Origin of the sequence: Specibacter sp. AOP5-B1-6, assembly GCF_052376555.1 — a bacterium.
Classification (GTDB): domain Bacteria; phylum Actinomycetota; class Actinomycetes; order Actinomycetales; family Micrococcaceae; genus Specibacter.
This window is the reverse complement of sequence record NZ_JBQSVT010000015.1, coordinates 18,693-37,969: the sequence shown is the minus strand read 5'-3', so window position 1 is coordinate 37,969 and position 19,277 is coordinate 18,693. Positions and strand designations below refer to the sequence as shown.

The following is a 19,277-nucleotide window of genomic DNA, read 5'->3' as shown; positions in this document are numbered from 1 at the left end:
AGGTACCGAGCAGCGACACTGCCCACTGGCCGGCGGGATAGTGAAGGGGTGACGCGCGGTCCACTGGAGCGGGATGCAGCCGTCGCATGCGCCCCGCCACAAGCCCGTGCCTCACCACAAGCATGCGCCTCACCAGCTTGCGCCCAGCCCTCTTGCGTCTAGCCACCCTGTGCACCGTCACAGCCTTGGCCTGCCCGCCAGTCCGCTCCCGGACCTGAAAGTTCCCAGCCTGCCGCCCATCCGATCCAGGCGATCCAATGGAACCAAGGGGTCCAGGCGACGGGCAAGCCGCGATGGGCCTGTCACCGCCGAAAATTCAGATTCGAACATTTGTTCGAATTTACCTGTGGGGGCATCCATGACCGCCCAGCTGAACCCCGCCAGCAGCTCCGCCAATCGCCACTCAGCAATTGGCGACCCGCGGATTTGCGGACCGCAACTGTCAGCGGCGTGCCCCTAATTGCAGGCCCCAGCTCTGGATTGCGTACCGCAGCTCTTAGCACGCCACCCTGTCCTCGTGGCCGGCTGCCGCATATGCCGGCTTGCCGCACGCACGCCGACCTCCCGCCGTCGGGCGACTTGCATCCGACAGCAGGCAGCTTTCTGGCGCGGATAGGCTGGTGCCATGACGACTCATGATGCCGCTGCCCGCGGGCCGGGACCCATCCGCCAGTTCACCGTTGATGCCCTGTTGTTCGACTTGGACGGGACACTGATTGATTCGACTCCCGCCACCGAGCGGGCCTGGCATCTCTGGGGCGAACAGATGGGCCTTGACGGGTTCAGTTATGGCAGCCACGGTGTTCCGGCGCAGGCGCTGGTCGACCAGCATGTTGCACCGTCACGGCGGGCAGAGGCCTTCGAGCTGATCAAGGCCCTGGAAATGGCCGACACCGAGGGTGTGGTGCGCAAGGACGGGGCGGTTGAGCTGCTTGGGTCATTGCCTGCCGGTGCGTGGACCATCGTAACCTCCTGCACGCAGGGTCTGGCCGAAACCCGGATGCGGGCCGCCGGCATCCCCGCGCCAGCCGAGATGGTCACGGCTGACCAGGTCAGCGATGGCAAGCCGCACCCGGAACCGTTCCTGCTCGGTGCCAGCCGGCTCGGAGCGGACATCCGGCGCTGCCTTGTTGTCGAAGACGCACCGGCAGGCTTGGCGTCGGGGCGCGCCGCCGGCGCCGTGACGCTTGCCGTGGCGGGCACAAGCGCTGCCCACGCCCTCGACGCCGACCATGTGGTCCACAGCCTGTCCCAGGTGGCTGCGAACGTGCTCCCTGACGGGCGGATCGAGATCACCCTGCACGCCTCCTGAGACCTAGGCCGCTGCCGCGACCGATTCAATCTCGTCGGCTGCTGGTGCCGGGATGCAGCACCGCGCCGACCCGCAGTATTCCGCCAACGGCCCCGACCACCCCATTGCGGGCCAGGAATCCCCTGCGCATCATCGCGAACTGCCCCATGTGCCGGGAGAACGCCACCATGCGCTGGGTCTTGGCCCGTCGGGCACGGCCATAGGCGGCCAGCCCCTCGGGCACCGTGTCGGCCGCGGCGAGACACCGGCCCAGCGTTGTGCCGTCGACCAGGGCCTCACATGCCCCGCGGCCAAGGAACGGCCCCATGGAATGGGCCGCATCGCCAATCAACACGGTGTTGCCGTTGGCATACGCCGGAAGGCGGGGTGTTTCAAAAAGTTCGTGATGCAGGATGGAATCCTCCTCAACCAGGGCCAACACCTCGGCCGGACCGGACCGCCACGAACCAAAGATGTCCCGCAGGTGCTGCAGGTGTGGAGGAGCAAACTCCCGGTCGGCACCAACACAGGCATACCAGTTGCTCCGCTCCGGGCCGGCGGGCGTAATCCCAAACATGGCCCCCGGCGCCCACGTTTCACCGTAGCGGCTGACAGCGCCGGCCACGGTCCCGCGCCAGGCAACCGCACCAAGCGGCCGAGCCCGGCTGGCCTCGCCAAAAACGGCCACACGGGTTTGACTGTGCGTCCCGTCGGCACCCACGACGACGTCGGCCGCCCCTCCCGGGTTCTGACCCTCGGCCCCAAAGGTGATGTCCACGCCGTCGGCCAAGGCGGCGAGCAGTGCCGGCCTGGGGACCATCAGCAGGCCGTCCCCGCCGGAGGTGGCCAGAAGGGAGCGTCCACCCGGGGTCCACAGTCCGGTTTCAACACCGGGCCTTTCCACTGCGGCTGTTTCCCCGCCCTTTACTTCCCTACCCGCTTCTTTGCCATCCGCTGGTTCGTCCCTCCCGGCAACCCGTGCCGCGCTTGCCAAGACAGTGCCGGCCGCGCCGATTTCCTCGAGCGCAGCCATGGCCTCGGGCCACAAGCCCAGCGCCGTGCCGGTCGTGGGCAGTGCCGGCGCCCGTTCGCGCACGGACACGCCCCACCCGTGCAGGGCCAGGGCCCGGGCCGCGGCGAGTCCGCTGATTCCGCCGCCAATGATGTCAGCTCGTGCTTTCATGCCATCGAGCCTACGCCTGGAAACCGCTCCGAGGGAGGCCCCTGCAGTCGCCGGAGACCGTGAAGGTGGGCAGTCCACGGCCGGAAGCGAATGACCGAAACCGCCACGGGCAACAAAAAACCGCTCAAACTCCGGGTATTCCCAGTGTTTGAGCGGTTTTTGTTCGGTCGGGCTGACAAGATTTGAACTTGCGACCCCTTGACCCCCAGTCAAGTGCGCTACCAAGCTGCGCTACAGCCCGAAAGTTCAGCGATTGGAAGGTATCTCCCGTGGCTGAACCACCTGAAGAAGCTTACCCCATATTTTTCCGGGGCAGGACCAAAACAAGCCGAACTGTGAGCCAAGTTACTTCTTGCGGCTCCGCTTTTCACGCACGCGCATGGCCACTTCGATGGGCGTTCCCTCGAAGCCAAATGTTTCACGCAGGCGGCGGGTGATGAAGCGCCGGTATCCCGGGTCGAGGAAGCCCGTGGTGAACAGGACAAACTTCGGCGGGCGGCTTGACGCCTGGGTGCCGAACAAGATGCGCGGCTGCTTGCCACCGCGGACGGGGTGGGGGTGTTCCGAGACCAATTCGCCCAGGAACGCGTTGAGGCGTCCCGTGGGGATGCGGCGGTCCCAGTTCTCCAGCGCCAGGTCCAGGGCGGGAACGAGCTTGTCCTTGTGCCAGCCGGTCTTGGCCGAAATGTTCACGCGGGGTGCCCATACGACGTGGGCCAGGTCCTGGTCAATTTCGCGTTCCAGGTACTTGCGGCGCTCGTCGTCCATCAAGTCCCACTTGTTGAACGCCAACACCAACGCGCGGCCGGATTCAATGGCCAGCTGCAGGATGCGCACATCCTGCTCACTCAGCACCTCATCCACGGCCATGAGCACCACGGCAACCTCGGCTTTTTCCAGGGCCGTCTGGGTGCGCAGCGACGCGTAGAAATCGGCGCCCTGGGCCATGTGAACACGGCGGCGGATGCCGGCGGTGTCAACGAAGCGCCAGGTGCGGTCGCCCAGCTCAATGAGCTCGTCAACCGGGTCGCGGGTGGTGCCTGCAACGTTGTCAACGACGACGCGATCGGAACCGGCCAGCTTGTTCAACAGCGAGGACTTGCCCACATTGGGCCGTCCCAGCAGCGCGATGCGGCGCGGTCCGCCCGTGCGTTCCAGACCATCGACGGCGGAGAACTCCGGCAGGACGTCCATGACGCGGTCCAGCATGTCGGCAACACCGCGGCCGTGCACGGCCGACACCGGCATCGGCTCCCCGAGGCCCAGGCCCCACAGCGTTGCGGCGTCGGCTTCCTGGACCAGGTCGTCAATCTTGTTGCCCACCAGGATGACAGGCTTCTTGGCCTTGCGCAGCATGCGCACAATGGCTTCGTCCGAGGCCGTGATGCCAACGATCGCGTCAACCACCAACAGCACGGCGTCAGCCATTTCAACGGCAATTTCAGCTTGTTCGGCCACGCGCAGGTCGAGACCGCGGGCGTCGCGCTCCCAGCCGCCGGTGTCGACCAGGGTGAAGTTGCGCCCGTTCCAGTCCGCCGTGTACTGGACACGGTCGCGGGTGACGCCGGGGGTGTCTTCTACAACTGCCTCGCGGCGGCCCAGGATGCGGTTCACCAGCGTTGACTTGCCCACGTTGGGCCGTCCGACGATGGCCAGCACCGGGTCCTGGCGATGCGCGTCAAACGAGGCGCCGTCGTCGAACTCCCCGGACAGCAGCGCCGCATCCTCGTCCTCGAGCTCGTAGTTGGCAAGGCCGGCCAAAAGCCCTGCCGCGCGGGCGTCGGCGTCCTCGTCGGAGATTGCCGCCAGCCTCTCAGCTATCTGGTCAGTACCCGTGGGTACGTAGTCCTGGTGACCAACCTCACCGTCGCCGGCGGGTATGGCTGACTTGGAGTCGCTCATGGTTGCTGTCCTTTATGCTTTGAAGATAGGTGATCGTCCGCAGGCAAATCCTGCCCCGTTGCGGCTTGCGCGGCGGCTATGTGTGCCGCCAGCCGCTGGCGGATTTGTTCGGTTGCTCTGTCCATTGAAACACGCCCGGAAACTCCCGGCTCACGCGTGATTGCCAATGGTTCCCCAAACACCACGTGCAGCCTGCGCCGCGGTGCCGGAATTTTGTCGCGATGTTCCCCGCTGTGCCTGGTTCCCAGGATGGCAACAGGCACGACGACGGCGGCTGAGTTCAGTGCCAGCCACGCCACCCCGCCGTTCATGTTGGCGGCGTCCCCGCTCCCCCGGGTGCCTTCCGGCAGGATCCCCACGCAGTCGCCCCGGTCGAGGACTGCCTTGGCGAACTGCAGTGCCGCCCGGTCGCCGTCGCGGTTGACGGGGATCTGCCCCGAAGCGTGCAGCACCGTGCCCAGAAAGCCCTTGAACATGTCATGGCGGACCATGACGTGCATGTACCTGCTGCTGGCGCCCACCATGGCGGGGCCGTCAAGGAAGCTCAGGTGGTTGGCCGCAAATACCACCGGCCCGTGCCGGGGAATATTGGCACGGCCCAGGATGGTGGTTTTATACACCACGTGGTCAATCACACGTCCCAGCGGACGGCTCCAGCGGGTTTTCCACCGCGGAGGGGCACCCGTGAGGGTGCGCAGCGGTTTTGCCCCAGGGCTCATGCAAGCGGGTCAGCGTTGACCGCCCGGCGCACCACGGCGATGACGGCAGCAACGGTTTCCGCAAAGTCCAGCTCCGAGGAGTCAACTGTGTACACCCCGTCGGCGGCACGCTGGAAGTCAACAACCGTCGAATCCTTCGCATCACGGGCCAGCACCTGGTCGGCCAGCTGCTCGGCGGACTGTGTGCCGCCCAGCTGCAGTCCCCGACGGCGCAGCCGTGCTTCCTCGCTGGCAGTCAGGATCAAGCGCGCCTCGGCGTCCGGTGCAACAACGGTGGTGATGTCCCTGCCTTCCACCACAATGCGGCGGCCGTGCCCGGCAATGAGCTCCTGCTGGCGGCGCACCAGTTCGGCACGTGCGCCCAGGTTGGTGGCCACGGCGCTGACGGCCGCGGAAATTTCTGGTTCCCGGATGGCGTCGGTGACATTGACGCCGTTGACCTTGACCAGCTCGGTTTCCGGAACCATGCTTTGTTCGAGCTTGATGGTGCGCGCCGCACCCTCAACCATGGCCGCGTTGTTCAGGTTAAGGCCCGCGTTCAGGCAGTGCCACGTCAATCCGCGGTACATGGCGCCGGTGTCGAGGAAGGCCAGGCCCAGGCGCCGGGCAACAGCCTTGCTGACACTTGACTTCCCCGACCCGGAGGGGCCGTCGACGGCCACGACGAGGGACTTGCCCAGGCGCAGCGGCTGGTCCCCCTGCTGGACCTGCTCCGCGGTGGGCTGTGCTGCCGCCTGGTGCTGTGCTGCCGTCTCGGAATGTGTTGCCATGGTGTCCTGCGGTGTCCTATCAGAGTTGTTCATTGCATTACCTTCCAACCACGTGCCGTCAATTCCTCCACCAACAGCACCCGCCGCGACGGCAGCACCGAAAGTTCCACCATGCCCACCTGATGCCCGGCGGAGTGGTCAAGGCGCAGGTCTTCCACGTTGACGCCGATCTCGCCGATCTCTGTCAACAACGCGGCAATCTGGCCGGGCTTGTCATCGACAAGGACCGTCAGCCACGAGTACGACAGGGCGGGGCCGCCGTGCTTGCCGGGAATCCGGCTCTGTCCGGCGTTGCCTTCAGCCATGAGCTGGGCCAGGTCCAGGCGTGCCCCGGGGGCCGTGGGCGCGCCGAGCGTGGTGATCAGGCGGTCCAGGTCCGTGCGGACACCCGCCATGATCTCCAGCAGCTTGGGCGCGTTGGCACCGAGGATCTGCACCCACAGGGTGGGGTCGCTGGCAGCAATCCGGGTCACGTCGCGCAGGCCGTTGCCGGCGAGCGAGAGGGCGTGCGCCGGTGTTTCCTGCAGCCTGCTGGCCACCAGCGACGACATGATCTGGGGCAGGTGCGACACGAGGGCCACCGCCCCGTCGTGCTCATCCGGGGTAAACCGGAACACGACGGCGTCAAGGTCGATCGCCAGCGAATGCGCCGCCTTGACGGCTTGGGCACTGCTGGCCTCCGACGGGCAGAGCACCCACGGCATCGAGTTGAACAGTTCGGCGCGCGCTGCCACCGGACCGGAAAGTTCCCGCCCGGCCATGGGGTGCGTGCCCACGTAGCGTTCCAGCGACTTCTTATCCAGGGATTCCATGCCTTGAAGTTCCGCCAGCACGGCACCCTTGACACTTGCAATGTCAACGACGACGGCGGACGGGTACCTGGTGAGGGCTTCTGCCACCACCTGTGCGGTGACATCCGGCGGCGCGGCCACAACAACCAGCTCGGGGCTCAGTTCAACGGCAGCGTCAAAGGCGCGCCCGGCGCCAATGTCCACCGCCACGGCCTGGGCCGAGGGTGACGGGTCGCTGAGGACGACGTCGATGCCGCGGGCACGCAGCCCCAAACCAATGCTGGCACCCAACAGCCCGCTGCCAAGCACCAGCACCGGGCCGGTCAAGTGCGAAGGATTCATCCGCTGCCTACATCCCCACGTCTGCGAGCAGGTAGCCGACCTCGTGGCGGCCCAGGACGCGGACACTGCCCTGGCGCTGGTCACCCAGGGCGATGGGGCCGAACTTCACGCGGACAAGGCGCTCGACCGGGTAGCCGACGGCGTCAAACATGCGGCGCACAATGCGGTTCTTGCCCGAGTGCAGGACAACCTCCGCCAGAACGTGGCCCGGGGTGGAGTCGACAAGCCGGAACGAGTCAACCCGCTGCCAGCCGTCCTCAAGCTCGACGCCGTCCTTGAGCTGGGCACCAACGCCGTGGGCCATCGGACCGCGAACCTGGACCAGGTAGGTCTTGGGGATTTCGTATTTGGGGTGGCTCAGGCGGTTGGAAAGCTCGCCGTCGTTCGTCAAGATCAACAAGCCCTCGGTGCCCGTGTCCAAACGGCCCACGTGGAAGAGCCGCTCACGGGTCTGGCGCTTCTTCAGGAAGTCGCTGATGCACGGGCGACCCTCAGGGTCGTCCATGGTGGAGACAACACCCTTGGGCTTGTTGAAGACCATGTAAACCAAGGATTCGTTGGTCTGGATGGTCATGCCATCGACCGAGATTTCAGTGGTTTCCGGATCGACGCGCAGGCCCAGCTGGGACACTGTCACGCCGTCAACCTGGACACGGCCTTCAAGGATCATGTCCTCGCACAGGCGGCGCGATGCCACGCCGGCCAGGGCCATGACCTTCTGCAGGCGCACGCCCTCGGCATTGTGCATGTCAACGTCGTCGGTGGTGCGCACCGGCCGGCGGTTCTGCTCGGTGGGGCGGTTCCTGGCCGGGCGGACGGTGTTGCCGTACTGCTCGTTCTTGAACGGACGGGCACCGGTCTGGCTGGGCTTGCGGGCGCCAGGCTTGCTGCCCGACTGCTTGGGGCCGCCCAGCTTGGGTGCACCGGACTTGTACCCGCCCTCGCCGGCCGCCTTGGCCCTGTCGGCGTTGTAACCTGCAGCGCGCAAAGCGCCTGGCTTGAGGCCGTCATCGCCCTGGTTCTTGCGTGGTCCGCCGGACTTGGATCCGCCGGATTTGAAGCCACCTGACTTGGGTGCGCCAGACTTGAACCCACCTGATTTGGGGGCGCCTGAGCGGGGATTGCCGCCGCGCGGCTGGTTCTGCCCGGAAGAGCTTCCGGAGCGGGGTGACGGTGTCATTGTGAAATCCTTAAAACGCTAAATGTTGTGGTCGTGCTAAAAGTGTGAATCATCAAAATCTTGGAGGTTTTCCAGACCGGGCAGGTGCGGTGCAATTTGCGGCAACTCGTCCACGCTGCCCATCCCCAGCCGTTCCGAAAAGTACGCTGTGGTGCGGTACAGGAATGCCCCGGACACCGGATCGGTGCCCACTTCCTCAATCAGCCCGCGCTGGGCAAGCGTCCTCACCACCGAGTCCACGTTGACACCTCGGATGGCGGAAACGCGGGCCCGTGAGACCGGTTGGCGGTAGGCAATCACCGCCAAGGTCTCCAAGGCCGCCTGCGTGAGCCGGGCCGTCTGGCCGTCCACAACAAACTGGGACACAATGTCGGCGTAAGCGGCACGTGAATAAACACGCCATCCCCCGGCCAGTTGCCGGAGTTCAAAGCCGCGGACCGGTATGGTGCCACTCTTCCTAGTATAACCGTCGTACTCCCTTGCGAGTTCGTGTAATAGCTCACGTACCGTGGCTGTGGGCAAACCCACCACAACGGCCAGCTGTTCCTCGGAGACCGGCTCGTCAACAACCATCAAGACCGCTTCGAGCGCGGCCTTGACACTGTCATGGGATTCAGGGTCGAAGGATTCAGTGCCGAGGGAATCAGTGCCGTGGGAATCAGGGGCGTGGGCGTCGGCCTCCGGAGTGTCCGATGTTCCTGCAGGCTGCACATTTTTCTCAGTCATGGCCATCGCCGCCCTCCTCGTCGAAGTCACTGTCGGTTGCCGGCAAATCCCCGGTGCCGGTCCCGGCACTCCAGCAAACCAACAGCTCGCCAAGCGGGCTGGGCTGGTCAAAGGCAACCAGTTGGTCCCGGAACAATTCCAGCAGGGCCAGGAAACGGGCAATGACAACCATGGAGGATTCCGCATCGGCGCTCAGGACCGCAAAGGACAGCGGCGTCCCGAACCAGGCTGGGGACCCGGGTTCCATTTCTTCGGGCATGCCGGCCGTGAGCATTGCCGTGATGATGGTGGCTTGTTCCCTGACGCTGACGGCCGGTGCGTGCAGGTGTGCCACACCCACTTCGGTGCTTGGAGCTTGCTTGGTTTCCATGGCCTTGGCAGCCAGTTCGGCGAACTGCTGCGGGGTGTGCCGCCACACCAATTCGGGCAGCAGGGCTGCAAAGTGCGGCTCGAGCCCGACCTGACGGGGGAACCGCTTGGCTTCCCGGTCAAGTTCAGCACCCATGAGGGTGGCAACTTCCTTGAACGCCTTGTATTGCAACAGCCGGGCGAACAAAAGGTCACGGGCCTCCAAAAGGGCCAGGTCGTCGTCGTTCTCCACCTCGCCGGCGGGCAGGAGCCGCGCCGCCTTGAGGTCCAGCAGCGTTGCGGCAAGGACCAGGAACTCGCTGGCTTCATCGAGTGCCCATTCCTGCCCGAGGTCCTGCAGGACCTTCAGGTAGCTGATGAATTCATCGGTGACAGTGGCGATGGCGACGTCGGTGATGTCCATTTCATGCTTGGAAATCAGCCCCAAGAGCAGGTCGAAGGGGCCGGTGAAATTCTCCAGCCGCACCTCGAAGCGCTGCTTGCCTGAAGGCTCGGCGCCGGTGGCCTCCGAGCCTTCAGGTGGTGTTTCTGCCGCGATCCCCGCGACTTCCGTTGTTGACGTCAACTTAGGGCGAGCCGCCTCGGGCGATCAGTTCCTTGGCCAGGCGGCGGTAGGATTCGGCGCCCTGGTGGTTGCTCGCGTACGAAGTGATGGGTTCGGCGGCCACGGAGGCGTCGGCAAACTTGATGGTGCGCTTGATCACGGTCTCAAAGACCTTGTCGCCAAAGGCTTCAACGAGGCGGGCCAGGACTTCACGGCCATGCAGGGTGCGGGCGTCGTACATGGTGGCCAGCACGCCGTCGACCTGCAGTCCGGGGTTCAGGCGGTCCTGCACCTTGTCAATGGTCTCCACCAGCAGGGCGACCGCGCGCAGGGCAAAGAATTCACAGATCAGCGGGATGATGACGCCGTGGGCGGCCGTCAGTGCGTTGACTGTGAGCAGGCCGAGGGAGGGCTGGCAGTCAATGAGGACGACGTCGTACTCGTCTTCAACCTTGCGCAGCGCACTGGCCAGAACCTGCTCGCGGGCGACCTCGTTGACCAGCTGGACTTCCGCCGCCGAAAGGTCAATGTTGGCGGGGAGAACGTCAATGTTCGCCACGTCGGTGTGGATGATGGCATCGCGGATGTCCACTTTTCGGTCCATCAACACGTTGTACACGGTGACGTCCAGCTCGTGGGGGTTGGTCCCGAATCCAGCCGACAGGGCGCCCTGCGGGTCGAAATCAACCAGCAGCACCTTGCGCCCGGCTTCCGCCAGGGCGGCACCCAGGTTGATGGTCGAGGTGGTCTTTCCCACGCCGCCCTTTTGATTCACCATGGCAATAACACGTGCCGGTCCGTGGGAGGACAACACCGGCGGTTCGGGGAATTCCGTCAGGGGGCGCCCGGTGGGGCCCATTACATCTTCGCCGGCAAGTGCCGTTGCACCCTGCTCGTTGCTCACCTGTCAGTCCACACTTTCGCCGCTAATTTTTCTCGCCACTGCCAGTGACTACGTTACCGGTTGCCGGGCGCATGTTTTGGACATTTGCGCCGAACGACTTTTGAGCCTTGACCCTCAGGCTGAAGCTGAATGTTGCTCCGGGGGCGTCCGGATGTTCGCCCATCCCCCTGACCTGGGCCTCTCGGAAACAATGGATTGCACCAATGCCAGCCTATACTTCGAAGTGATGACCAAAGCGACCAGCCCTTCCCAAAACAAACCCCCGCGGCGCAAGGATGTGGTGCGCGCAGAGAAGTTGCAGGCCGGCTACAGCGGCAAGGCCGTCTGCGGCATTGTCAGCTTCAGCGTGCATTCAGCCCAGTCGCTTGCACTGGTGGGGCCCAACGGCGCCGGCAAGTCAACGGTGGTCAAGACCGTGGTCGGCCAGCTCGAGGCGGTCTCCGGAACCACCTTGATCAACGGCGCAAAGGTTGATGACAGGACTCTGGACTTTCGACGCGAAGTGGCTGTGGTCTTTGACGATGACGCCTTCTTCCCGGCATTGACAGTTGAGGAACACCTGGCCATTGTTTCGGCCGGGCACGGCGTTGACGACGTCGAGGAAGTCATCGCCGCCGAGCTTGAGTTTTTTGGCCTCACCGCGCAGGCCAAGTCACGGCCGTACAACCTGTCTTCGGGGCAGCGGCGCCGCATGCTGCTGGCTTCAGCATTTGTGCGGCCGCGGTCCCTGCTGGTTCTCGATGAGCCTGAGCAGCGTCTCGACACGGCCATGCGGCACCGCCTGGCCACCCGGTTGCGGGCAGAGGTTGATGCCGGCCTTGCCCTGCTGGTTGTCACGCACGACCCCGGCTTCCTGTCAACGGTGGCCACCAAGGCACTGTTCATTGCGGACACGATTCACACCATGACGCCCAGCCAGGCCGCGGTGGCCATCGCCTCCGAGAACCCCCACGCGGAGTAGCGCCGTGAGCATGCAAACCAGTCAGCGCTTCAGCGCCAAGGAAATCCGCCAGTACACATTCCGCGCCGGCCTCAGCCGCACCCAGGGCGGGCTCATGGAACTCGTCTCGGAGGTGTACACCTCGATTCTTGGCGGCCTGACACTGCTGACCATGGCGGGGGCGCTCATCGTCGCCCTGCGCCACAGCCTGGGCGTCGGCGACGAGTCAGCGCTGCTGGCGTCCGCCGTCGCCCCTGGTTTTCACTCGGTCACGCTGCTGCAGGCCAGCGCCACGGTGCTGCTCACATTGGCGGCCGGGCTGTTGTCGGTTGAAATGACCATGGGCCCCATTGCCATGACGCTGCCGCAAACCGCATGGTGGCTGGGCCTGCCCGTGCAACGCCGGGGATTCATCCAGCCGGGCTTCCTGAAGTCGCTGCTCTGGCCGACCATCGCGGCCATCATCGTGGTGCTGCCTCTGTCCCTTGGCATGTCCGCGGACGCCGGACCGGGGCGTCTGGCGCTGGCGGTGCTGTGCGGCGCGGGCCTGGCCTGGCTGCTGTACGGCCTGGCCTGCTGGTGCCAGATCACCAACTCCGGCGCATGGCTGAAGAAGGCCATGGGGGCCATCACGCTCATTGCACCGCTGACACTGGTGGCCACCGCGCTGTACAACAATGTGGCCGGCGCCGGTGCCATCACCGGCGCCAATACGGCCTGGATGGCATATTTGCCCACCAGTTGGCCCTTGCTGGTGGCCGACGGCGCCAGCTGGCCGCTGCTGGCCGTGGCCCTTGCGCTGGGCCTGCTTGCCATGGTCTACCTGAACCTTGAACGCATCACCACCGCACAGCTCAAGGCCAGTGCCGCAGCCGGTGCCTACGCCGCCAGCTCGCTCTTGGCGATGGATGCCACGGAACTGTCGCGGTCGTTGAGCACCGGCCCGTCCACGGGCACCAGCAGGGTCCGGCTCAAGCTGATCTTCAAGAGCGGCACCGCGCACGCCCGAAGCATTAAGACGCTGCTCAGCACGCATGCCACGATGGCTTTGCGCTCCCCCGCCACCTTGTTGCGGGTGCTGGTGTTGGCGGCGATTCCTGCCTCGCTGGCGTCCGTGGAGTTCCTTGGCAACGCCGTGTTGATTGCGGTGGCTTTGTACCTGTGCGCCCATTTCGCGGCGACGGCGCTGGGGGCCACGGCACGTTTTTCTGCGGGCAATCCGGCCGTCGACACACTGATGCCGCTGCCTGCCAAGACCGTCCGACTGGTGCATTACGCCATCCCTGCGGCGGTCATGACGCTCTGGGCGCCGGTCTGCTTTGGGCTGTTGCTGGCACTTGGTGTGGGCTCCCCCTCGCTGCTGGTCCTGGCGATTCTCGCCGGCCCCGGGCTCGGGGCTTCCACCTTGCGTGCAGCGTTCAAGCCCGCACCCGACTGGAACATGCCGGCCGTCGCCTCCCCCACCGGCCCGATCCCCATGGGCGCCATCAAATCATTTTTGATCGGCCCCGACCTGACACTCATCGTGCTGCTGCCGGTGCTGATCTGCTTGATTTCCGGCGGCGTACCGGCCGTTGCCTTCCCCGCCCAGCTGACCCTGACCTGGCTGGCGTTCCTGTGGGGCACGCACCTGCGCAAGCCCAAGTCGGCCAAGGACGGCGGCTTGTTCGGCATGCCGGCAGCCACCGCCCCGGGCACGGCAGCAAAAAAGTAGTCCCGCCGCTTCGCGGGAATGGTGCGAACCCGCACTTTGCGCGAAGCACGATTTGACGGGCATGGGCCGAACCCGCCAAACGCCCCCCCCGCCCCAAAAAACACCGTTCTCGCGAGTTGGACCCCGTTTCGGCGGATCGCGCAGCTGGCCGCGTCTTCGTGGGCCGGGATGGTCCAGGACAGTCCGGAACAGTCCGGGTGTGGACTTGCCATTGCTTCCCGGACGCTGCGTGCACACAGCAGCCAGACGCGAAGGGCCCCGTCCGGCGCTGCCCGGACGGGGCCTTTGTCGGTGTGGCACCGACCCAAGATGGCACGCATCGCAGGCGCTTGCGGAGAGCTGCTGCGATGCGTGCCGTGAAATTTCAGCTAGGCGGAAACGGGTACCTTCTCCTCGTCCGCCCGGGGGTCCTGCACCCCTGCGCCACCCACCATCAGGCCCGCCAGGCCTGCAGAGTCTCCCCCGACCGAAGGCGGGTCGAGCTGGGAGCCGTGGTCGTCGTCGTCCATGGAGAGCTCATCAAAGGGATCGCGGCCGGAGAGGACCTCCCGGGCCTTGTCCATGTCGAGCTCATGCGTCCACTTGCCAACGAGCAGCGTGGCGACGGCGTTGCCGGTGAAGTTGGTCAGTGCGCGGCACTCGGACATGAACTTGTCGATGCCCACGATCACGCCCATGCCATCGAGCAGGACCGGCTTGTGTGCGGCCAAGCCGGCAGCCAACGTGGCCAGGCCGGCCCCGGTGACACCGGCAGCACCCTTGGAAGCGATCACCATGAAGACCAACAGGCCGATCTGCTCACCGAGGTTCATCGGCATGCCCATGGCGGTGGAGATGAACAAGGAGCTCATGGTCAGGTAGATGGCGGTGCCGTCAAGGTTGAAGGAGTAGCCCGTGGGAACGGTGATGCCCACGACGGGCTTGGACACTCCTGCGTGCTCCATCTTGGCCATCAGGCGGGGCAGTGCGGATTCGGAGGAGGACGTGGCGAAGATCAGCAGGTATTCGCGGGCCAGGTAGCGCATCAAGGTGAAGATGTTCAGTCCGGTGACCAGGCGCAGGATCGAGCCGAGGATGACCACGATGAACAGCGCACAGGTCAGGTAGAACGCGCCCATGAGGATCGCCATGGAGCCAATCGCGGCCCAACCCGTGGCACCCACGACGGCGGCAATGGCACCAAAGGCACCGACCGGGGCCAGCCACATGATCATCATCATCAGCTTGAAGACAACCTTTTGGATCTGCTTGATGCCGTTGAGCACGGGCTCGCCCGACTTGCCGAGGGACTGCAAGGCAAAACCAACCATCAACGCCAGCACCAGGGTGGGCAGCACGGGGATGTCACCGGGGATCATGTCCATCAGGAACTTCACCGTGGAGTTGTCCTCGCCGCCGCTGGAAGCCTCGTACGGCTTCAGGTGCAGGCCGGCCCCGGGATGGGTGATGTTGCCCACCAGCAGGCCGATGCCCAAGGCAACGGTTGACATCGTCATGAAGTACAGCAGGGCCAGGCCGCCAACCTTGCCCACCGTGGCCGCCTTCGCGATGGAGCCGACTCCAACCACCAGGGTGCAGAAAATGATGGGTGCAATGACCATCTTGATCAACGCAATGAACATGGTCCCCAGCGGCTTCAGTGACTTGCCAACTTCCGGGGCCATCAGGCCAATTGCTGCACCGAAAACGACCGCCGCGATCACCGCCACGTAGAGCCAGTGGGTCTTGTCCATCTTGCGACGCGCGGCCTTTGTTCCGACGGCGGTCCCTCCCCGTTGAGATCTCATTGTCACTCCTTGTGGTTTTCGGTGGTTAGCATTGGTAGGTGGGCGTGCGATCCGCCTCACACAAGAGTGCCGTCAAAAGTGATTTGGCTCACCGTTGTGTTCATATTGGTCGCACGAAAGGTGCAGCATGTTTTGGCGTGGCTGGAGCATTGCCCGCAGGTTGTTCGTTGCCAACCTGCTTGTGGCGGTCCTTTTAACGGCAGCTTTTGCCACAGCCATGGTTTCCGACGCCGGCTCCCGCACTTATGAGCAGACCCGCCAGCGCATGCTTTCGGTCGCCACGGCCATGGCCGATTCGCCCTTGGTGGTGGCGGGCACGTCGGCCGCCCACCCGCCGGCGGCGCTCCAGCCTTATGCCCAGGCCGTGATGGCCAACGCGGGCGTCGATTTTGTGACCATGATGGACCCCGACGGCCAACGCTGGACCCACCCGGACCCGGCCCAAATTGGCGGCCAATACGTCGGCTCCACCTCGGAGGCGCGGGCAGGACATCCACATACTGAAACAACCGCAGGCACGTTGGGCCCCTCCGTGCGTGCCATTGTGCCCATCGAGGACGCAGCCGGGAACGTCGTGGGCATGGTGGCCACCGGGGTGACTGTCAAAAACGTTGAGGTGCTCGTTGCTGCCAAGCTCCCCGAGGTGCTGGGTCTGGCAGCCGCGCTCATGCTGGCTGGTTCAGTGGCTTCCTGGCTGGTGGGCCGCTATCTCAAGCGCGTCACACTGGGTTGGGGTCCCGAGGAGCTGGGCCAGCTGTTTGCGTACTACGAATCCGTGCTGCATTCCGTGCGCGAAGGTCTGGTGCTTGTCGACACCCGCGGCTCCATGGTCCTGTACAACGACCACGCCGCCCTGCTGCTGGGCATGGCCTCCCGCGACACGGCATCCACTGGCACGGTATCCCTCGGCACGGCATCCACTGCCGTGCCGCCGCGTCTGGATGACCTGGGCCTGCCCGAGTCCCTGCACGAACTGCTGCAAAGCGGCCGCACCGCCACCGACGAGGTCCACCTGGCCGGCGACCGGCTGCTTGTCGTCAGCCAGCGGCCCGCACTGGCCCCGGGCAGCAACATCCCCGCAGGCACCGTTGCCACCCTCCGCGACCACACCGAATTGACGGCCCTAGCCGGCAGCCTCAGCAGCACCCAGACCTTGGTGGAGGCACTGCGGTCCCAAACTCACGAACACGCCAACCGGCTGCACGCCATCATTTCCTTGATCGAGCTGGACAGGGCACGCGAAGCCCTGGACTTTGCCACGACCGACCTGTCCGCCAATGAGCGGCTCGGCGGCGAGTTTGCCGGCACCCTGGACGAACCATTTTTGGCGGCATTGCTGCTGGGCAAGCGTGCACAGGCGGATGAACACGGAGTCGCGCTGGAACTGACCGCGTCCGGCACCCTGCCGCAGGGCATGCTGGATGCCCGCGAGCTGGTGACCCTGCTGGGCAACCTGGTGGACAACGCGATTGACGCCGTGGCGGGCCACGGTGCGGAGCCGACGGTTTGGGTGGACCTGCTCGTCGACGACGATGCCCTGACCATCACCGTGGCCGACAACGGCCCGGGCCTGCCCACCACCAACCTGGACCTGCTGGGCAGGATCGGCACGACCGACAAGGCGTCCGTGGCGCCGGGCGGGCGCGGTTACGGCATCGCCCTGATCCGCCGCGCCGCCGCCGCCCTGGGAGGCTCTGTCACCGGCGAGAACGACGGCGGCGCCGTCATGACCGCCGTCGTTCCGCTTCCCGCTTCCGGCCCGCCGCGCCCGGCCGGCCCGCTCCGCGCTGCCGGCCCCATTCCGCCTGTTGGGCGCGCACAGTGACCGGGCCCGCACCCATCGGGGTGCTCGTCGTTGACGATGAACCGATCGCGCTGGCAGCCCATGCCGACTATGTTCGCCGGCTGGGCGGCTTTGAGGTGGTGGCGGAAGCCCACGGCATGGGTGCGGCACTGGCCGTGCTCAACGATCCAGCCACCCCGCCCATCCAGCTGATCCTTCTGGACATGAACTTGACCGACGGACACGGATTGGACCTGCTGCGCCGCATCCATGGTCTGGGGCTGGTGCCCGACGTCGTGGCGATCACTGCCGTGCGGGACATTGTGGTGGTGCGCTCCGCCATTGCGCTGGGCATCACGGCTTACCTGATCAAGCCGTTCACCTTTGCCGCGTTCCGGGAGAAGCTGGAGAACTACCGCAGCTATCACGCCGTGCTGGCCGACAGGTCGCACACCTCGCAGGACGCCATTGACAGGGCATTATCGGAGCTGCGGCCCACGGGGAAGCTGACGCTGCCCAAGGGAATGCTGCCGGAGACGCTCAGCGTGGTCGCAGACTGGCTGCGTGCCCAGCCCAGTGCATCCTCCGCCACCGAGGCGGCTGCGGGATTGGCCATGTCCCGGGTCACGGCCAGACGCTACCTTGACCATCTGGTGGAAACCGGATCCGCGGCCAAGGCTCCCCGGCACGGCGCCCCCGGCCGCCCGGAACTGGAGTACAGCTGGTCCCGGACGCGCTGAGGCGAAACGCCGCAGCGGTGTGTTTGAGCGCGGTGCTTTGGAGCGCGGTGCTTTGGAGCGCGGTGCGTTGGAGCGCTGTGCGCAGCTGTGCGGACCGGTGCGGGAAACTGCGGCGGGCGCCGCCGGATTTAGCGGAAGTGCCGGCACCGCCTACTATTGCTGAGGCGTGTCATGCGCCACAACGATGTGGCGCACCGCCCGCCCATGCTGAACTTGTCACGGAGGAGCTCCATGAAACTTCTGAAATCGATCCCCCTGCTGGGCTGGATCATCGTCGCCATTGTTGTTGGCATTCTCACCGGGCCGGTGATGCCCGCCTGGCTTGGCGGGGTCTTTCTGACCTACAACTCAATTTTTTCCGGCTTCCTGAGCTTCGTGGTGCCGCTCATCATCCTGGGGCTCGTCATGCCCGCCATCGCCGAACTCGGCAAGGGCGCCGGGAAGTGGCTGGGCATCACGGCCATGATCGCCTACGGCTCGACCATCCTCGCCGGGTTGCTGGCATACTTTGTGAGCCGCTGGCTGTTCACGTCATCACTGTCGGGAGGCGGGCTCGAGGCCTTCGGGGAAGAATCCGGCTCGGGCTTCAGCCCCTTCATCTCCGTGGTCGCCAGCGCCGGCGACTCTGCGACGGAGATCGTCCTGGCCCCCGTCATTGACGTCATGAGCGCACTCGTGCTCGCCTTTATCCTCGGCATCGGGTTGACGGCCTTCCGCAGCAAGGTGCTCTTTCGGGGCGCTGTCGAGTTCCGCACCATCATTGAGTCCGTGATCCGGCGCATCATCGTGCCGGCGCTGCCGCTGTTCATCTTCGGCATCTTCATGGACCTCTCGGCCAGCGGCTCCGCCGTGACAGTCGTAACGAAATTCCTGCTCGTCGCCCTCGTGTCCTTTGCCTTGACCTTCGTCGTGCTGCTCCTGCAGTACTCGCTGGCCGGCGCCATGTCGGGCATCAACCCGTTGAAGGCCTTGTGGAATATGCGCGACGCGTACTTCACGGCCCTGGGCACGTCATCGTCGGCCGCAACCATCCCGGTGACGCTCGCGTCGACCAAGAAGAACGGCGTCGCCGACTCGGTCGCAGGCTTCGTGGTCCCCCTGTGCGCCACGATCCACCTGTCGGGCTCGATGGTCAAGATCACCTGCTTCTCCATTGCGGTACTGCTGCTCACCGGCGGTGACGTCTCGTTCGCCGCGTACCTGCCGTTCATCTTGATGCTCGGTGTCATGATGATCGCCGCCCCGGGCGTTCCCGGCGGAGCGATCGCCGCAGCCGCAGGCCTGCTCGTGCAGATGCTCGGCTTCGGCGACGTCGAGGTGGGGCTCATGTTCGCCGCATACATCGCCCTGGACAGCTTCGGCACGGCAACCAATGTGACCGGCGATGGTGCCATCGCCTTGATCATGAACAAGCTCACGCACGGCCGCCTCGGCACCCAGGCCCAGGACCCGCAGGACGAAGACGTGGAGGCGGCCGAGGGCAGCGAGACGGAAGAGCACGCGCTGGCCCATTAGCCAAGGTCACAGTAGCCAAGTTGGCGCCGGCTTGACCCCGCAGGGTCAAGCCGGCGCCAACTTGTTCCAGGCCAGCC

16 protein-coding genes and 1 tRNA gene are annotated in these 19,277 nt (G+C 65.4%); 6 read left to right on the top strand and 11 right to left on the bottom strand.

What is annotated here, in order from left to right:
• Positions 1–625 precede the first annotated feature (625 nt).
• Positions 626–1,312 carry an HAD-IA family hydrolase gene (locus tag ACT3TS_RS09720; protein ID WP_444531307.1) on the top strand — a complete coding sequence of 229 codons (687 nt, stop codon included), beginning with the start codon at positions 626–628 and terminating at the stop codon, positions 1,310–1,312.
• Positions 1,313–1,337: 25 nt separating this feature from the next.
• On the opposite strand, the gene ACT3TS_RS09715 is transcribed toward ACT3TS_RS09720, so the two are convergent.
• The 10 genes from ACT3TS_RS09715 to ACT3TS_RS09670 all read right to left on the bottom strand — a co-directional run bounded on the left by ACT3TS_RS09715 (position 1,338) and on the right by ACT3TS_RS09670 (position 10,721).
• Complete coding sequence (locus ACT3TS_RS09715) at positions 1,338–2,474, bottom strand: FAD-dependent monooxygenase (protein ID WP_444531306.1); 1,137 nt, start codon at positions 2,472–2,474, stop codon at positions 1,338–1,340.
• Between the two features lie 167 nt (positions 2,475–2,641).
• Positions 2,642–2,715: transfer RNA gene (locus ACT3TS_RS09710), tRNA-Pro, on the bottom strand.
• A gap of 104 nt (positions 2,716–2,819) precedes the next feature.
• Positions 2,820–4,376, bottom strand: coding sequence for a ribosome biogenesis GTPase Der (der, locus tag ACT3TS_RS09705; RefSeq protein ID WP_444531305.1), 1,557 nt, complete (start codon positions 4,374–4,376; stop codon positions 2,820–2,822).
• A complete protein-coding gene (locus ACT3TS_RS09700; protein ID WP_444531304.1) occupies positions 4,373–5,095 on the bottom strand; it encodes a lysophospholipid acyltransferase family protein in 723 nt (240 codons plus the stop codon). Before ACT3TS_RS09700 ends, der begins: the two co-directional genes overlap by 4 nt.
• Entirely contained in the window at positions 5,092–5,898 is an 807-nt protein-coding gene (gene cmk, locus ACT3TS_RS09695; protein ID WP_444531303.1) for a (d)CMP kinase, read from the bottom strand. Before cmk ends, ACT3TS_RS09700 begins: the two co-directional genes overlap by 4 nt.
• On the bottom strand, positions 5,895–6,998 hold the full coding sequence (locus ACT3TS_RS09690; RefSeq protein WP_444531302.1) for a prephenate dehydrogenase: 1,104 nt from the start codon (positions 6,996–6,998) through the stop codon (positions 5,895–5,897). Before ACT3TS_RS09690 ends, cmk begins: the two co-directional genes overlap by 4 nt.
• A gap of 7 nt (positions 6,999–7,005) precedes the next feature.
• The gene (locus ACT3TS_RS09685) at positions 7,006–8,178 is read right to left on the bottom strand and encodes a pseudouridine synthase (RefSeq protein ID WP_444531301.1); all 1,173 of its coding nucleotides are present in this window, start codon (positions 8,176–8,178) and stop codon (positions 7,006–7,008) included.
• Positions 8,179–8,214: 36 nt separating this feature from the next.
• Positions 8,215–8,904: an SMC-Scp complex subunit ScpB gene (gene scpB, locus ACT3TS_RS09680; RefSeq protein WP_444531300.1), complete on the bottom strand. Its 690-nt coding sequence runs from the start codon at positions 8,902–8,904 to the stop codon at positions 8,215–8,217.
• Positions 8,897–9,838 (bottom strand): segregation and condensation protein A, encoded by a 942-nt coding sequence (locus tag ACT3TS_RS09675; protein WP_444531299.1) that lies wholly within the window; start codon positions 9,836–9,838, stop codon positions 8,897–8,899. The genes scpB and ACT3TS_RS09675 overlap by 8 nt, the downstream gene beginning before the upstream one ends.
• 1 nt (position 9,839) lies before the next feature.
• The gene (locus ACT3TS_RS09670) at positions 9,840–10,721 is read right to left on the bottom strand and encodes a ParA family protein (protein ID WP_444531298.1); all 882 of its coding nucleotides are present in this window, start codon (positions 10,719–10,721) and stop codon (positions 9,840–9,842) included.
• A 226-nt stretch (positions 10,722–10,947) separates the two neighbouring features.
• Between ACT3TS_RS09670 and ACT3TS_RS09665 the strand changes: the two genes are divergently transcribed.
• Both ACT3TS_RS09665 and ACT3TS_RS09660 read left to right on the top strand, forming a co-directional pair.
• Positions 10,948–11,682 carry an ABC transporter ATP-binding protein gene (locus tag ACT3TS_RS09665; RefSeq protein WP_444531297.1) on the top strand — a complete coding sequence of 245 codons (735 nt, stop codon included), beginning with the start codon at positions 10,948–10,950 and terminating at the stop codon, positions 11,680–11,682.
• A gap of 10 nt (positions 11,683–11,692) precedes the next feature.
• Positions 11,693–13,375 (top strand): DUF6297 family protein, encoded by a 1,683-nt coding sequence (locus ACT3TS_RS09660; protein ID WP_444531360.1) that lies wholly within the window; start codon positions 11,693–11,695, stop codon positions 13,373–13,375.
• Between the two features lie 368 nt (positions 13,376–13,743).
• Here ACT3TS_RS09660 and ACT3TS_RS09655 read toward each other — a convergent pair whose 3' ends face one another.
• Positions 13,744–15,162 carry a cation:dicarboxylate symporter family transporter gene (locus ACT3TS_RS09655; RefSeq protein ID WP_444531296.1) on the bottom strand — a complete coding sequence of 473 codons (1,419 nt, stop codon included), beginning with the start codon at positions 15,160–15,162 and terminating at the stop codon, positions 13,744–13,746.
• Between the two features lie 127 nt (positions 15,163–15,289).
• Here ACT3TS_RS09655 and ACT3TS_RS09650 point away from each other — a divergent pair, with 127 nt between their 5' ends.
• The 3 genes from ACT3TS_RS09650 to ACT3TS_RS09640 all read left to right on the top strand — a co-directional run bounded on the left by ACT3TS_RS09650 (position 15,290) and on the right by ACT3TS_RS09640 (position 19,200).
• Positions 15,290–16,987, top strand: a complete 1,698-nt coding sequence (locus tag ACT3TS_RS09650) for a sensor histidine kinase (protein ID WP_444531295.1) — start codon at positions 15,290–15,292, stop codon at positions 16,985–16,987.
• Complete coding sequence (locus ACT3TS_RS09645) at positions 16,984–17,685, top strand: response regulator (RefSeq protein WP_444531294.1); 702 nt, start codon at positions 16,984–16,986, stop codon at positions 17,683–17,685. The genes ACT3TS_RS09650 and ACT3TS_RS09645 overlap by 4 nt, the downstream gene beginning before the upstream one ends.
• A gap of 231 nt (positions 17,686–17,916) precedes the next feature.
• On the top strand, positions 17,917–19,200 hold the full coding sequence (locus tag ACT3TS_RS09640) for a dicarboxylate/amino acid:cation symporter (protein WP_444531293.1): 1,284 nt from the start codon (positions 17,917–17,919) through the stop codon (positions 19,198–19,200).
• Positions 19,201–19,277 lie beyond the last annotated feature (77 nt).